Source organism: Verrucomicrobiota bacterium (assembly GCA_034440155.1).
In the GTDB taxonomy this organism is placed as follows: Bacteria; Verrucomicrobiota; Verrucomicrobiia; order JAWXBN01; family JAWXBN01; genus JAWXBN01.
Genome location: JAWXBN010000094.1, coordinates 1 through 15,775, shown reverse-complemented (window position 1 = coordinate 15,775; position 15,775 = coordinate 1). Strand labels below are relative to the sequence as shown.

Annotated in this window: 14 protein-coding genes; 6 read left to right on the top strand and 8 right to left on the bottom strand. The window is 41.8% G+C overall.

Translation table 11 applies throughout. The features are described 5' to 3' along the window. Positions 1–13 precede the first annotated feature (13 nt). Complete coding sequence (locus tag SGI98_09945; GenBank protein ID MDZ4743723.1) at positions 14–1,192, top strand: DegT/DnrJ/EryC1/StrS aminotransferase family protein; 1,179 nt, start codon at positions 14–16, stop codon at positions 1,190–1,192. Between the two features lie 2 nt (positions 1,193–1,194). Further along, the gene (locus tag SGI98_09940; GenBank protein MDZ4743722.1) at positions 1,195–2,718 is read left to right on the top strand and encodes a radical SAM protein; all 1,524 of its coding nucleotides are present in this window, start codon (positions 1,195–1,197) and stop codon (positions 2,716–2,718) included. On the opposite strand, the gene SGI98_09935 is transcribed toward SGI98_09940, so the two are convergent. The 7 genes from SGI98_09935 to SGI98_09905 form a co-directional block, all read right to left on the bottom strand. Then, positions 2,715–3,449: a sugar phosphate nucleotidyltransferase gene (locus SGI98_09935; GenBank protein MDZ4743721.1), complete on the bottom strand. Its 735-nt coding sequence runs from the start codon at positions 3,447–3,449 to the stop codon at positions 2,715–2,717. The genes SGI98_09940 and SGI98_09935 overlap by 4 nt on opposite strands. Continuing rightward, positions 3,442–4,374, bottom strand: coding sequence for an NAD-dependent epimerase/dehydratase (locus tag SGI98_09930; GenBank protein ID MDZ4743720.1), 933 nt, complete (start codon positions 4,372–4,374; stop codon positions 3,442–3,444). Before SGI98_09930 ends, SGI98_09935 begins: the two co-directional genes overlap by 8 nt. 3 nt (positions 4,375–4,377) lie before the next feature. Then, positions 4,378–6,426, bottom strand: coding sequence for a YfhO family protein (locus tag SGI98_09925; GenBank protein MDZ4743719.1), 2,049 nt, complete (start codon positions 6,424–6,426; stop codon positions 4,378–4,380). Between the two features lie 404 nt (positions 6,427–6,830). Continuing rightward, positions 6,831–7,871 carry a glycosyltransferase family 10 gene (locus SGI98_09920; protein ID MDZ4743718.1) on the bottom strand — a complete coding sequence of 347 codons (1,041 nt, stop codon included), beginning with the start codon at positions 7,869–7,871 and terminating at the stop codon, positions 6,831–6,833. 3 nt (positions 7,872–7,874) lie between these two features. Beyond that, positions 7,875–8,684 carry an FkbM family methyltransferase gene (locus SGI98_09915; GenBank protein ID MDZ4743717.1) on the bottom strand — a complete coding sequence of 270 codons (810 nt, stop codon included), beginning with the start codon at positions 8,682–8,684 and terminating at the stop codon, positions 7,875–7,877. 361 nt (positions 8,685–9,045) lie between these two features. Continuing rightward, a complete protein-coding gene (locus SGI98_09910; protein ID MDZ4743716.1) occupies positions 9,046–9,390 on the bottom strand; it encodes a hypothetical protein in 345 nt (114 codons plus the stop codon). 17 nt (positions 9,391–9,407) lie between these two features. Continuing rightward, positions 9,408–10,208, bottom strand: coding sequence for a glycosyltransferase (locus SGI98_09905; protein ID MDZ4743715.1), 801 nt, complete (start codon positions 10,206–10,208; stop codon positions 9,408–9,410). A 175-nt stretch (positions 10,209–10,383) separates the two neighbouring features. Between SGI98_09905 and SGI98_09900 the strand changes: the two genes are divergently transcribed. Genes SGI98_09900 through SGI98_09890 form a run of 3 tightly spaced genes read left to right on the top strand, consistent with a single transcriptional unit; the run spans position 10,384 to position 11,488 of the window. Further along, entirely contained in the window at positions 10,384–10,845 is a 462-nt protein-coding gene (locus SGI98_09900) for an Rrf2 family transcriptional regulator (GenBank protein MDZ4743714.1), read from the top strand. Positions 10,846–10,884: 39 nt separating this feature from the next. Beyond that, complete coding sequence (locus SGI98_09895) at positions 10,885–11,103, top strand: type II toxin-antitoxin system VapB family antitoxin (GenBank protein MDZ4743713.1); 219 nt, start codon at positions 10,885–10,887, stop codon at positions 11,101–11,103. After that, positions 11,090–11,488, top strand: coding sequence for a PIN domain-containing protein (locus tag SGI98_09890; protein ID MDZ4743712.1), 399 nt, complete (start codon positions 11,090–11,092; stop codon positions 11,486–11,488). Before SGI98_09895 ends, SGI98_09890 begins: the two co-directional genes overlap by 14 nt. Here the strand turns inward: SGI98_09890 and SGI98_09885 are convergent. Then, complete coding sequence (locus tag SGI98_09885) at positions 11,485–13,905, bottom strand: glycosyltransferase (protein ID MDZ4743711.1); 2,421 nt, start codon at positions 13,903–13,905, stop codon at positions 11,485–11,487. The genes SGI98_09890 and SGI98_09885 overlap by 4 nt on opposite strands. Before the next feature lie 219 nt (positions 13,906–14,124). Between SGI98_09885 and SGI98_09880 the strand changes: the two genes are divergently transcribed. After that, the gene (locus SGI98_09880; protein MDZ4743710.1) at positions 14,125–15,690 is read left to right on the top strand and encodes a hypothetical protein; all 1,566 of its coding nucleotides are present in this window, start codon (positions 14,125–14,127) and stop codon (positions 15,688–15,690) included. Positions 15,691–15,775: the final 85 nt, after the last annotated feature.

The following is a 15,775-nucleotide window of genomic DNA, read 5'->3' as shown; positions in this document are numbered from 1 at the left end:
ATCGACTCATTTTATGTTTAAACATGGTTCATGGCCTCTGATGCGCAACAATATCCTCCGTGAGGATTTGGATGCGGTAATCGAACATCTCAAAGCGGATGATCCTATTCTGACACAAGGTGAAAATGTAAGGGCATTCGAAAAGGAATGGTCTGAATGGTTGGGGGTCAAATATAGTCTTTTTGTTAATTCTGGTTCATCCGCCAACCTCCTTACAATTGCTGCATTAAAGCATTTGTATGGGGGGGGAGAGGTGATTGTTCCCACTTTAACCTGGGTTTCGGATATATCATCGATTATCCATTGCGGATTTGACCCTGTCTTTGTGGATATTGACATGAAAAATCTGGGGATGGATGTAGAGCAAATTATTCAAAAAGTCACTTCTCGTACGAAAGCGGTTTTTTTAACTCATGTGCTCGGGTATAATGCGCTGAATCAAAAGCTTCTGGATTTCTTAAAAGAACGAAATATTCTCCTGCTTGAAGACGTCTGTGAATCCCACGGAGCGACATTTAATGGGCAAAAACTAGGTAGTTACGGGTTTGCTTCAAATTTTTCTTTCTACTACGCACATCATCTCAGCACCATTGAGGGGGGGATGATTTGTACAAATGATGAGTCCTTTTATCAAACAGTCCGCCTGCTCCGTTCCCACGGAATGGTCAGAGAAGCGACATCACAGGATATAAAAGAAGATTATAAGAAGCGGTTTCCTGACTTAAACCCAGATTTTATCTTTGCTTATCCGGCTTATAATGTCCGCAGCACGGAGTTGAATGCTATTATCGGAAGAAAGCAACTCCCTCGTTTAGATGCTAATAACCAGAAAAGGTCATTGCATTTAAAAATATTTTTAGATGGCCTGAATTCAGAAAAATATATTACAGACTTTGACCAACAAGGAAGCTCAAACTACGCTTTTACTCTCGTTCTAAAAAAAGCGGATCCACAGTTCAGAGATCGACTTGAAGAGCAAATGAGGTCATGGAAAGTAGAGTTTAGGAGAGGGACAGCCGGTGGAGGAAATCAATTAAGACAACCTTATATCCGCCAGCTCTACCCGGATATAGAGCCGACAGATTTCCCCAATGTTGATCATATTCATTTTTATGGGTATTATATAGGGAACTACCCTGCTTTGGATTTAGAGGATGTCAAAACACTTTGTCATAAACTTAATACAGTATAGCTATGAATAAACAACTCGATGTACTCTTTGTGAGTGCGGACTCCTCGCTCAAGGCCTATCAGGATTTAAGTAAAGATTTTGCAGCCATTGAGCCGCCGACTTGGGCTTTGTTGCTTGCTCAAAGTTGTCGATCTGTAGGGTTAGGCGTAGCAATTATCGATTGTACGGCCGAGCGATTAACGATGCAACAAGCAGTAACAAGGATTGAAGAATGTAATCCTCGTTTAGTTTGTTTTGTTGTTTACGGACAGAATCCGAATTCGGGGACAACGAATATGACGGGTGCACTGGCCTTATCTCACTTGCTTAAAGAACAAAATGCTTCATTCAAAACTTGTTTTGTAGGTTCACATACCAGCGCATTACCAAAAGAGGTTCTCTCTTATCCATGGGTAGATTTTATCCTTTTGAATGAAGGGGTTTATGCCCTTCGAAATCTCCTGCAGACAAATCTTTCCGACCATTTAGAAAAGGTAAAAGGGATCGGTTTTAAGCGGGGCAATGAATTAATCCTCAATGATCCCGAACAGATTGTTCCGCAAAATCGAATGGATATTGATTTGCCAGGTTACGCATGGGATTTATTACCTTATCGTGAAAAGCCCTTGGATCTATACCGCTCACACTTTTGGCATGCGAATTTTGACCACGAAATCAGGACCCCTTTTGCAGCGATTTATACATCTCTGGGTTGTCGTTTTAAGTGCGACTTTTGTATGATCAATATCGTTAACCGTGTGGATAATACCGATGGGATTGTTTCAGCAAATTCCACAGGTATGCGTTTTTGGTCGCCGGAGCTCATGTTGGCGGAATTCGAGAAATTGGCGTCTCTAGGCGTGAGCACAATTCGTATTTCTGATGAAATGTTTTTTTTGAATAAAAACTATTTTGAACCTTTGGTGGATGGTATTATAGACCGTGGCTTGAATCTACACATGTGGGCGTATTCACGGGTTGATACGGTTAGGTCACAATATTTGGAGAAATTCAGAAAAGCGGGTATCCTATGGCTTGCTTTAGGTGTCGAGGCGGGAAGTCAGACGGTTCGTCGTGAAGTGTCCAAAGGGTCTTTTGAAGATGTAGATATCCGGGAAGTGATCAAAACAGTACGAAATTCTGATATTAATGTGATCTCAAATTTTATTTTCGGCTTTCCTGACGATACCTTGGATACAATGAATCAAACATTGGATTTAGCTTTGGAGCTTTGTACGGAAATGGCCAATATGTATCCGTGTATGGCTTTACCGGGCAGTCCCCTTCATAATATAGCCAAAGACCGCGGCTGGAAATTACCTGATACACATGAAGGTTACGGCTTTTTGTCCTATGAATGCGAACCCTTACCGACAAAATATCTTTCTGCCGCCGATGTTTTAAAGTTTCGCGATGAGGCATGGCAAAAATACTTCACCTATCCAAAGTTTCTAGAGTTGATTAATACCCGTTTCGGGGCATTGCAGCGAAAAAATGTTGAAGAAATGACAAAAATCAAGCTCAAGAGAAAACTCTTAGGCGATTAATCTAAAAACCAATTCATATTCTCGTTAATAAACGAATTGGCCTGAGCAAATGAGTCGGGAGTGCCCATGTCGAGAAATGGTGCCTCGCTCTTTATAACTTTAATAGGCTCTTTCCTTTCAATGAGATTTGGAAATATATCTTTTTCAAAGCTGAGCGTTGCCCCCTCGGAAAAACGGGAAATGGATTCTTGGGAAAAACAATAAATTCCAGCATTGATATATCCAGTACCCGGCATTTTTTCTTTGAACTGGGTTAAATTCATTTTTTCATCAAATTCCAATGTGCCAAATGAGGATGCGTCTTGTTGGAATACTGCCAAAATGCTTGCGGTATAAGGCTTTTGATATTTCCAGAGGTGTTGCAGTTCCGTTAAAACAAGTGAGTCCGAATTGACAATCAGATATTTATTAGTGGAGTAAGGGATAGAGCGATAGGCCTCTAAAAAACCTCCTGCAGTTCCCCTCGGGGTGCTCTCAATGACAACATCAATCCTGATCTTAGGAATTTTGGAATGAGTGAAATAGTCGGCAATCATCTCACCTTTATATCCTGCGGATATGATGAATTCCCTGATCCCCTGCTTGGCCAAGAATCGTATCACCCATTCAATAAATGGTTTTCCCTCAAAGATAGCCAAGGGTTTTGGGATGTCTGGCAAGATAGATCGGATACGCGTCCCCAGACCGCCGGCCAGAATCACGCAAACCGGTGGCTCTAGGCTCTTAGACATTTGAATATCTTGTATTCCTGATCATCTGATAACACTTCATGAGCTCAGTAATGCCTCGTTGTAATCCCCATTCCGGCTTGAATCCTGTCGCCTCCAAACGGGCGTTTGAAACAATATAATCGCGTTTATCCGGATCTTCCCCGATGGGAGCCTCCAGATAAACAAAGCCGGGAAGCTGCTTCTTGATTTCCGCACAGAGTTCGAGTTTGGAAAGGTTCGCATCATCGAGTCCCACATTGTAAGGTTTACCTTTCATTGACTCAAAATTGTTCAGACCATGGCTGAAGACTCTTGCCACATCTCGAATATGAATGAAATTCCGTTTAAAATGACCTTCAAAAATAACTAAAGCCCTGTCATGTACTGCGCGATAAACAAAATCATTTACTAACAAATCAAGACGCATACGCGGAGAAGTACCAAAGACAGTCGCGAGCCGGAATGTCATGCTATTTTCACGGGATAAGACGGCCTCTTCAGCTTTTACCTTGGTAACCCCGTAAAGTGATAGGGGCCTTAAGGGAGATTCTTCCGTGCAATGTTTCCCCTTTTCTCCGATTCCATATCCGCTATTAGTCACTGGCATGAGGATTCTTTGTTCCTTGCTGACAAGGCGGCAAATCATCTCCACAGCATCCTGATTAACTGTTTGTGCAGCCAGTTTATCGGCATTACACAAAGGTGCTCCGACGATAGCCGCGAGGGGAATAATCACATCATATTTTCGGATGACATCTTTCAATATATTTTCGGCCCGACAATCGCCGCGAATAATTGAAAAGTTTTCATGATGACAACAGTCCAAGAGACTGCTTTGTCCGAATAAGAAGTTATCGAGCACGGTTACTTGATGGCCATTTTGCAATAAATGGGGGGTGAGTACTGATCCAAGATAGCCTGCTCCGCCTGTAATGAGTATTTTCATAAGCTAGACATTATTGGATTCTTTTTTGATGGAAAGAATAATCAATAAGACAATTGATACGATTAATATGCCCCACCCGAGTATCCATAAAGATTCGAGTAATTTATTCCGGTATTGTAGAATAATCGTGCTGTTACCCTCGGGAATTTGAATGGCCTGAAAAGCGTGGTTGGCCCGGAGTAATTTTCTCGGGGAGCCGTCGACGTGCGCATGCCAGCCCGGGGACCGGGTATTTCCGATAAAAAGCAATTTGCTTGTGTTGGAGTTTGATACTTTCAATTCGATAAAGTCGGGTGTGTAGTGAATGACGGCAAGAGATTCATTGCCCGATGATTTGGAGGCGAGCTTCTGGGAGGTACTGATCTCTTCATCTCTCGGATCACGTAATCTATCAGCCTGAGGTGGATTTTCTTCTAGAATAATCTTTCGTCCTTCGACGACTTCCACTGAAAGGATCAATTGAAGGCGGCGCATGGGATCAGGCTCAACCGCATATTTTTCCACCACATAAAAACGCGGAAGTACCTGTTTGTTTTCAAAAACAACGAGATCCTTTTCGGGTGCGCTGGCCACCGGGGCAAATTGCTCAGGCAGGCGAACATTCCCCGAAAAGAGCAGATAACGGACATTCAAAAGGTTAAAAACGTTTGCAGACCTTCCCATCAGACTCAGCACTTCCATATAACGGCTGTCGATTGTGGCTTGGTAACCTGTGGCGGATTCGATCCCAAAGAGAATATTTTTATTCGGAAGAAATTGCTCAAAACTTGTTTGGCTGAAGATACGGAAAATCTCGCCTTCATTTTTCTTTTGAACAAGGAAATCTGTCACAGCATCTCGACGATAGTAAATATTATCAGTGGAAATCGTCCGAGTGTAGAGTTTGGCAAAGGGAATTAGCTCGAAAGCAGAAATTACGACAATGGCCCAGACAAATTTGGATTGTAGTGTCGAGTCTCCTTTTTCTTTAGACTTACGAATTTGATCAATAAAAAAGAGTAGGGAAACAGTAATAAAACCCGTGAAAAGAAATGCTAAAATCCAGTAAGAGGTCAGTGTATTAATAGATTCGGCCCTGGCCAGAGATGGTGCAATTTGCATCAGGGTTATCTCGTCAAAGATGCCCTTAAAGTTTGGTGCTTTAGCAAAGTATGTATCGCTTACATAGACAAATCCAAAGAATAACAAGGCGATGGATAGAAGTGATACGGCTATCCCCGTGATGAGAGTGAATTGCTTTTTGAGTTCCTCCCGTGAGGCTTTAGCGATCGCATCCAGACCAAATCCGGCTAGGATGGCGATGAAGAAAGTCACGAAGATCATGAATCGCGCAGGGGCACGAAATGAGGAATAGAGAGGAATGATTTCAAAGAAAATCCAGTGAAGAAAAAAATATTTTCCAAAGGCGGTCAATGTCAGGATCACCGAAAGAATACCAAAAAGGAGCACGAGACGGTTTTTCCGAGCCCACCAAAATCCGACAGCAGCCAGTAAGAAAGCGATGATTCCCATGTGATCGGTTCCCAGTCGGAGGTTCATCCGACCCCAATAATGGGGGGCAATAAGGTTGGGTTTCTCAAAAAATTCACGGGAATTTGTCCAATCTCCGAAGACACCGGGTAGATAGTAACCGATGAGTTCTTCGGGGGGGAGAGAGCCGTAGAATGAGGATTCCTCATAAGTCATTCCTGTGCCGCGGGAAGTTGTCTCTTTGAGTTGATAAGATGCAGCTAATTGAGGGGAGGCGATAAGGAGGGCGAGAACTCCACCGACGGCCAAAGCGATCAGAGTGCGTGAAGGAAATTCTGGAGCCGGAAATTTTTCGGTGGCGGAATCTTTCCACATCATCCAGAGTCTAAGCAGGGTGTATGGTACACACAGGAGAGCCGTATAATAAATAGTTTGGAAATGGGTCTGGAGCAGAAACAGCCCGAGGCAAATACCCCAAATCAGGAGATTTTTGACCGATGCTTTCTGGAGCAGTCTCTCCAATGTCCAGAAAATGACGGGTATCCATGAAACAGCAAAGAAGAATCCTGTTTGAGCCCCCAAAAATATATACCACGAATTACAGGTCCATATAACTGTACTGAGAAGACTTGCTTGAATGGATAACTTTAATAACCTACAGAAGCTAAAGAGAGCTAAAAATGATAGAGTAAAATAGAATATGAGTATAACACCGATAGCAGATGTTGATGGAATAATTTTAGAAATGATTACAAAAGGATTAAAAGAATAGAATAATATCCTTAAATCGAATCCTCCAAAAGATAGCGGAAACCAAGAGTTTGTATGATTGGAGTAGTAATCTGAAATGAGATATGTAGCTGATATCATATCATCATTAATAATAATCCTGCCTGGAATCAGTACTTGAATAAAAAAGAAAATAGATAATGTAAGTGCAGTGCCTATTAATATAACTTCAGATTTTTTAATAAAGAAAGGTAACTTCATATCTTTGATTCCGATAGGATATGTTCATTAAATATTGTGACAAAGCTTTCAGGGTCGCGTAATTTGATTTTTTGACTGTGTAGAAAGGTTTGGGCAGATTCTAAAAATGAGAGATAATCTTGGGCAGTGTATTTTTTCATTTGGTCATACAAATCGCCGTATCCATTAAATTCATCTAAATTCCAAAAGACTTCCTTTGGAAAAAAGTCATAGACTTCCTTACACCCTTTGAAAACGGGCACACAGCCACAATAAATGGCATCATACATTTTTTCAGTCACATACCACGGAAAATCGGCGTTTTCCATGCAAATACAAAACCTATGTTCTCTGAGTACGGTATATTTTTCTGGAGCTCTCCCTTTCCATGATGGAAAAGATTTTACTTTCATAAAATTAAGGTGATCTCGGTAAAATACTCTTAACTTTGGATTTAGAGGAGAAAGAATTCCTCTAAAATAAATCCGATCCCATCTGTCACCCCAGAGTTCAAAGTCATTAGGTTCGTTTTGCTCAAACCATCGAACAGCTCGAGTTCTTTCAGAAAAGAGTTCGTAAGGATGAGGACTGTATTTTTGATGATTGATAATACAAGTGAGTTTTTTCTTTTCAAACGGAATAGGATTAATAATTTCTCTGGGTTTAAAGGAATGACACCAATAAAAATATTTTTTGTTATTCACCCAGTCTTTATTCCATAAGAATACTTTTTTGAAGGGGCGATGTATGATTGTCATCCAGTTCAGAGGTTTTACAGCTGGATTTTCATTGATAAAAAGATAAGCAGGAATGTCCTGCCTTCTGTACAACTTTCTATAGATTCTAGAAAAAAGTGGTGGCGTATCGTAAAAGAATAGAGCGTCAAAGCCTTCAATCTCATCATCTTTAATTAGTTTTATCTCATGCCCCATTTCCTTTAGTCTACTCGCAAGGTAATAGAATGAATAGATATCGTCTTCCCCGTTTTCACTGGATGGACTTTCTAGTATACGGCTTTCCGTGAAGGTAAGATAAAAGAAATAAGCCCCTATTTTCATTTGTTATCTTTTACGTTGTGCAATGATGATGGATGTTTGCGGATCGTTGTCAAAGTCGATGATAATTTTAAACCCTGCATTTTGAATCAATTGTCGTGTTTCTTGATTGTCCACGAGATATGAATGTACTTCGCAAACAATCATATTCGTTATCGCAAGTATATCATTTTCATTCTTCAAAAATTCATTTTCAGTTCCTTCTATATCAATTTTTAATAAATCTATGCTTTTTGTGCCCATTTCTCTTTTCCATAACTCTAGAACATTCAGATAGGAAGACTGTATTCTTTTAAACCTTCCTTTTCCGGGCTTGCTAGTGTCATGGACAGACCTGACAGATGAAGATGTATGATAAGGGCTGATGAAAAAGTCACCTATCTGGCCTTTTTTATCAGGAGAACCAATAATTCCTGGAATAAACTTTACTGCCGAAATATTATTGGCCTTAAAGTTCTTTTCTATCCTATCCTTCAGGCTGGCATTTCCATCAATTGCAAGACCGGTGAGTTGCTCAGTAGAGTAAGATGTGGCAAAACAACAGAATAAACCTTCATTACTTCCTAAATCAAGAATGGTATTAATGATTGTACCAACTGGTAGTGGATAGGTATTCAGGTTAAAGATTTCATGTGCGGTATAAAATGATTCCAATGTGTATATATAGACAAATTGTTTTTTATGTATCCTCCACTTAATAGGGCAGTGTAACAGGATGAAATTAAGAATATCTTTAATTTTTAAAGTTCGGAGTACGAAATGTAAAAAATAAGTCTTGTTTAGTTTTGCTATAACCAGATTTAAAAACTTTTGCATAATAAATATATTTTAAACGAATATCATATTATAAACTATTCATTACTAATATGTAAGGCTTTTTGTAGTGCCAGATAGTTTTGACAAAGGGCATATTAAATGGTTCTGATTGATTCATTAAGGCTGTACAATCTGTTTAAGCGTATGAACATGATTGTGTAATTCTTTCCTTCCAAAATGAGCATGCCATTTATAATTTTGTATTCAGTAAATTTTGTCGAGGTAACCCGATCAACATTATAAAATACCAGACAATCATCTTGAATTCCCCAGAATGCTTGATGATGGGCATTGTAGCCGGCAATCTTTCCTCATAATAGAAGTTCAAGATTCTGGCTTAATACCTGATTTAGATTTAAAATTACCATTTTATTCCAGTAAAGAAGTCCTCATTGTAGTGGTTTGAATTAATCGTTTTGATTTTAGAAACAGGAATATTTTTGACACCTATCAAACTATCGATTTTGAATTCTTTAAAATCCGGGTTGCCAGTGATCATATCAGCATTTCTGAGTATGATTGATACAAATGATACTTTATCCTTATCAATATTTTCTATCCTGACGATTTCACCTTTTACAGTCGAGTTATCCGAAAGCGTAATTGTTAGGCTACTATCTTCCACAGGATGTTTATTTTCTTTTTCTTGAGCATTTATTGCAATTGAAAATATAATCAGAATAAGAAAGACTTTTATGCTCTTCATAGAATAGATGTATATGGTTACAGTTTCTTTATCCAGAAGTAAAATTTGGTTTCCATAGGCATAAAGAATGGGCGGAGGAATGCAAGGGGTGAATAAATCCAGCGGAGTCGGATGATGGATAGAAGCATCATGGTTGATGTCTTGAAGATACGGACTTTTGATCCTCCTTTGTCCTCCCAAGTGGTGGGGAATTCCTTGATCCGGGCTTTGATTCTATGGAGACAGTAGAGGAGGTTTACATCGAAGGCCATGTCAGCCACGACGAGTTCATCCATGATTTTGTCCACGCAATTTGTGCGGATGACCTTGGCTCCACATTGTGTGTCGTGGATATCCATCAGAAACAATGTGTCCACAATTAAGTGGAAACAACGGCTGGCAAAACGGCGGATTGGGGTTTGCAAATGGATGACCTTGGCTCCCTCGATCCATCGAGAGGCTATAACAGCGTCAAAATCTTTTATTTGGTGGAGGAGTTCGGCAAAAGCCTCGGGAGGGGTAGAGCCATCTGCATCGACAAAACCAATAAGATCATAATCTTTATAACCTTTTAACCCCTCAATGAGTGCTCCCCCCTTACCAATAGGATCATTGAATTCAGAGAGTTTAAGATGAGGATTTGTTATTTGAAATCCCTGTACAATATTTTTTGTCCTGTCTCGACACCCGTTGAGAATTACCATGAATTCAATCTGAAAACCGGTAATGGAAGAAAAAAAACTGAGATAACGCTCCAGCATTTCCCCTATCCGCTCTTCTTCATTATAAGCGGGAATGAGGATAAGGGTTTTAGGGGATTTGGGGATATTGAATAACATTATGCTAAAAGCCGAGACTCTGACTAATTAAGTCAAAATTATTGACATGATCAATAGGAAATCGTGCTTCAGGTATAATAGTGGTGGCCTGTGTATTGATCATACGATTGGGCGGCAGGATGAGTTTTTCCTTATCAAGAAAGCTACTCCTGCTATGGTACGGATATCACACAATATGAGAGTTTCTAAAAAAAGTGAATATGCATTGAGGGCATTGATCCACATGGGTTGCCACCGTGAGCAGGGGAGTTTTAATGTGCGGGGGATCTCCAAGGTGGAAAAAATCCCTTTAAAATTCCTTGAACAAATCCTTTTGGCCTTAAAAAATGCTGGTTACCTGACCAGTCGGCGTGGGGTCAAAGGCGGGTATACTCTCGATAAGAAACTAACTGAAATCCGGGTGGGGCATATTATCCGCCTAATGGATGGCCCTCTAGCGCCTGTTTTATGTGTCAGCCAGACTTCCTACGAAAAATGTAACTGCCCTGACGAAAAAAGCTGTGGTCTGAGGCTCCTGATGCTCGATGTCCGTAATTCCCTTTCCAATATCCTTGATAATTACACGGTTGCAGATGTGGTTCACCGGGTTGAGAGCCTTGGAGCGGATTTCTTGGGTGGGGTGAATTTCGAGATTTAAAAATCATTTGACATTAATTGCGTCAAATTTTAATCTTATATGATGAGAATTACAGTTGAAATTGATGCATCTGATTTGCGTGCAATTCAAAGAATAACCGGTGAAAAAAAGAAGTCTCCCGCATTATCATTTGCTTTAAGAGAGTATATCAGGGAAAATAAAAAGCAGAAGATTATTGAAAAAGTGCTTTCAGGAAACTCTGACTATTCCCAAAGCAATGAAGAGCTAGAAGTCGCCTCGTATTATGATACTCATTGACACTTCAGTTTGGATTGAGTTTTTCAGAAAAGGCGGGATGAAAAACATAAAATCCAAAGTAGCTATATTAATTAAAACTGATCAAGCTGCTTTTACTTGTCCTGTTTTTATGGAGCTTCTCTCTGGTGCTCGCGGGACAGAAGAGGATTTTATCATAGAAACATTTGATGTCTGTCTACGTATAGAATTTAAACCCGATTGGTGGGGGAAGGCAGGAAGGCTTGAAAAGAAATTACGCCAAAATGGTCTGACCATTCCCAGAGATGATATTCTTATTGCGACTGTGGCAATAGAAAGTCATTGTCTTCTTTATTGCAGGGATAAACACTTTGATTTGATCCGTAAAACAGCAAATCAGCTTTTGCTTGAGAATGTACGTGACTAAAGTGTCGTCTCCCAAAAACGCGTAAAGGCTGTGGACCAAGACCGCTGCTCGACATTCGCACGTGCGTTGGCGGACATTTTTAGGAGGGATTCCTTGTCTTGGGCCATTTGTTTCATTTTCTGCGCAATTTGTGTCGCGTCAAAAGCGCGGGTGACAAATCCATTCACGCCTTCTTCGACGAGTTCCATAGGGCCTCCGATGTCGGAGACGATAGTGGGCAGTCCCGAGGCTTGGGCTTCGAGGATTACATTACCGAAAGTGTCTGTCGTACTGGGAAAGACAAATGCATCGGATGAAGCGTAGGCTTCCCAGAGGGTTTCACCGCTGAAGTATCCTGTAAATACAACAGCAGGATATCTTTGTTTTAACTCCCGTTGATAAGGGCCGTCCCCGACCACTGCTAGAGCAATTTGCCCGTGGTGTGCGGCAAGTTGCTCAAAAGCGGCCATAAGCACATCAATATTCTTCTCCTTAGAGACACGACCGACGTAGAGGAAAACAGTTTTCCCCTTGATCCCGTATTTTTCCCAGAAATTTGTTTTACGTCGACGGGGGTGATAAGCCTCAGTATCGATACCCCGTGGGAATATCTTGATTTTATCGGGGTTGATTCCTCTTTTAATCCATTGGTCACGGTAATGGGCGGAATTCACCCAAACCACATCCATCTGGTCATAGAACCAATACATATATTGCCAACAAAGGGACTCCATCCCCACGTCATCATCACTGAGGATTTTGACGTATTGGGGAAAGTCCGTGTGGTAAATGCCTGCTGTCCGCAGTCCGAGGAGTTTGGCTGCCAATAAGGCCGATACCCCGATGGGGCCTGGGGTACTAATAATTAATTCCGTAAACCCCCTTTGTTCACAGTAATCAGCCACATTGAGGACAGGAGGGAAACTCAGCTTTTGGAGCTCATACTCGGGGATCTCAAATTCCCCGACCGGTGTGAAGTTTTTAATCGGGATATCCTGAAAAGCCAGCTCCATGCGGGAAGTGATGACTTCTAAGTCGCAGCCATGGGCGACTGCCTGTTTTGTCATGGTCCGGATTGTTGTGGCTACCCCGTTGACATCTTCAATCGTGTCCGTGAACCAAGCACGCCGCAAATTGCGCAATGGTTCGGGAATCTCCTTAAGAAAAGCCTTTGCGATGGTGCGTTGAGCAGGGAGGTCTTTGTGTTGTTCACGGATGGAAACAATATAAGGGGCAAGGAGGGCTCCGAGCGGGACAATAGCCGTCAAAGCTTGCCAGCTGTCGATGAAGTTTCCTGAATTTACCTTATCGATAAACTTTTTGAAAAAGAGATATCCAAGTTGATTGGATAAATGAGTGGCTACTTGGAATGCCTGGCGTTCGACTTCCTTTTCACTTCTGATAGCGATATCGAGGTTTTTTTGAAAGTCCGGCCTCCCAAAAATCTCATTTAATTCACTAGCGATGGATATTTCATAAGCAGACCCGCCTCCCCCCCCGATTTTTGAGGTAAACCAATCGAAACCTATACCGATTTTTTCGGTTAATGAAAAACGAGTGGGGTTATTACCTGAAAGGAATTTTGAAAACATCAATCCTACCAAGTGGGAAGTGGAGGCTGCGCCTTTAGAGCTCTTCGAGATCCTGTCCTCGTAAAATTTATAGGCGGTCGTGTAGAGGCTATGGGACAGGAGCATGGATGTACCCGGTGCACCACAAGGCTGGGAATGTCCATTCATGACGTGTTTGAGGAATTCTTCAGGACTATTTGATTTTGGGCAGCTCGTGTAGGCCCGTGCAGGAATGAGTCCACTGTGGTCATCGGAACCTGCACAAAGTGATTTTCTCCAGGGTTCGGGTAATGGAGATTTGAATCCATGCTTTTTTTCCAGATCACCAATTTTCTCCTGTGTGAGGGATTCAAGGGTTTTTTGGAGGATAAATCCGCTTAATTCACTGCGTGTGCCGTTGATTGCCTCAAACGTCCTGAAGAGGAGGAGGAGTTTTTCAAAATTATCGGGTGTCATCCGGTCATTGACACTCACAAGGGGATGGGAAACGGCATGGGCGATTTGTCCCGCATTGAGGTATTCTACAAAATTAAAAATATTATTCCGCAGGGCTTGGATTTCAGAATGTTGTTTTTCGGTAATATTCCAGACCAAGATATGGACTTTGCATCCGTCTGGCAGGTAGGTGGTGGCTTGTTCGCTGATGAAAACGCCCGGAAGATGGGCGATTTCGAGACAACCCTCAATCCGGTTGCGGTCGGTAATGGTGACAAAATCCATTCCGGCTACCTTGAGTTTTTCATAGAGCTCAACCGGGCGGGTATAACTCTCTGGGACACCGATACGGCGGAGGATCCAGCCATCGGGCTTGTTAGAATAACAGGAGTGGAGTTGCAAATCGACCTTGGACACCATAGAATATGGCATAAATTAATGAAGCAACCACGCCACAAGTCAAAAGTAATTTTCCCCGGTAATGTGGCAATGTTTTGTCGGGTCATTTCATTTTTTGGTGTTTGCTTCTGCGCAACCCTTTCTTTTTCCCAAATTACGCCATTACCAGAGATTAAAGACTGGAATGCCCGTTCCAAAACCGTTTACTCCGAGCAAGTTGCCCGGGCAACACCAGAGGAATTGAATTCTTTTATGAGTGAAACAAGGGGTTGGTTAAAGGCAAATATCCAGGCAGGCGGTGTCTCCAGAAAAGAATGGAATGAAGTATTTGATTTATACCGCTGGGCGAAGATAAAACAAACGGTGCAGGCGAATCCCGTGATCGATAGGCAAATTGAACCCGCTGATTGGAATGTCTTGATCACAAACCCTGACTTGGCCCTCGATTTTTTGGGTGAACTTTCCACTGATGACCGTCCTGATGAGGCCCTTTTGATATTGGTTTCTATCATGAAGGCGGATCAAAAGGAATTTGATGAATTTCCTGCATTAGCCAGTGCATTCGCACTCGTGTGGGACTCTCCGAGGACCAATGCTTATCATTTTCAAGTTAAAGCGGAGGTGATTCCAAAGAACGACCTGTCTGTGCCCCAGAGATTCCATTTACTGGCGGAGGCGAGCAAAAAAAACCAGCTAAAAAACGACTTGAGCAAATTGCGCACGGATGAGCTTGTATTTATCGTGGATAGCCAATTACCCGCTTCTGAGTGGAAATGGATTCATCAAAAAGTCAGGGTGAATAAATCGACATTGGGAGAGGTCTATTTTTCGATTGTCTATGATCAAAATAGGCTGAACCAAATGAAACTTGACTGGCCGTACCCGTCTTACCGACTCCAAGATATCAAGGACAAAGGGGGGATCTGTGTTGACCAGGCTTATTATGCTGTCGAAGTGGCCCGGTCCTATGGGATCCCGAGCCTCTATTTTGAGGGGACGGGAAGGCGTGGGGGACATGCCTGGTTTGGTTACCTTAGGGGAGCCTCCGGATGGGATATGGATGTTGGACGATTTACCTACGATAACTTTACGACAGGTTATTCCATCCACCCACAGACACGCCAGCAGATATCGGATCATGAGTTAGAGTTAATGGGGCGTTCTATCCGGAAACAAGCCCCGTATTTAAAGTCTGATAAATTACTCCAGGTCGCTCAATTATACCTCGAAGACCCCTCTGATATTAATCAGGCGGTAAATTTCTTGGATCAGGCGATCGATACAGAGCGCAGGAATGATGAAGCATGGAAGTTAAAAGCAGTGATCCTTGAGTATTCACAAGGGCAAGAGGATGTTTATGAGAAGCACCTCAGGTCAATGATTGCCCAATTTGTGTCCAGCAGTGATTTGCAGTTCGAGACACAAATGAAGTTGATCGAGTTACTGGAAAAAACCGGTAAGAGCCCGGAGGCAAACATTTTGAGGAAATCGATTATTAGAAGGCAGTCAGGGGCCAGGCATGATATGAGTTTAAAATTAATCAATGACCAGCTTGCTGCAAAATTAAGGAAAAAAGACGAGGCAGGAGCATTAAAAGAATTTGAAAAGGCTGTGGGGCAGTTCAAAAGAGAATCCGGCTCGGTCTTGGATTTGATGTCGGGATTTGTTTCCGATTGTTTGGAGGCAGGTCAAAATGATGCAGCCTTCAAGGCTATGGAAGTGGTAAAGAAGAATATTGTCTTTGACCAGTTAACTCAAAAATATTTTGATGACTTTCAGAAGCAGGTCCATTTGGTTATCTCAAAGAAGGCGGAGTAATATCGTAAATTCTTTCTTCTTCCTTTTTGGATTTATTCTTTTTTGTTTCTGAAGGGGCTGATTTTGTTTCGGGCACCGAGATTAC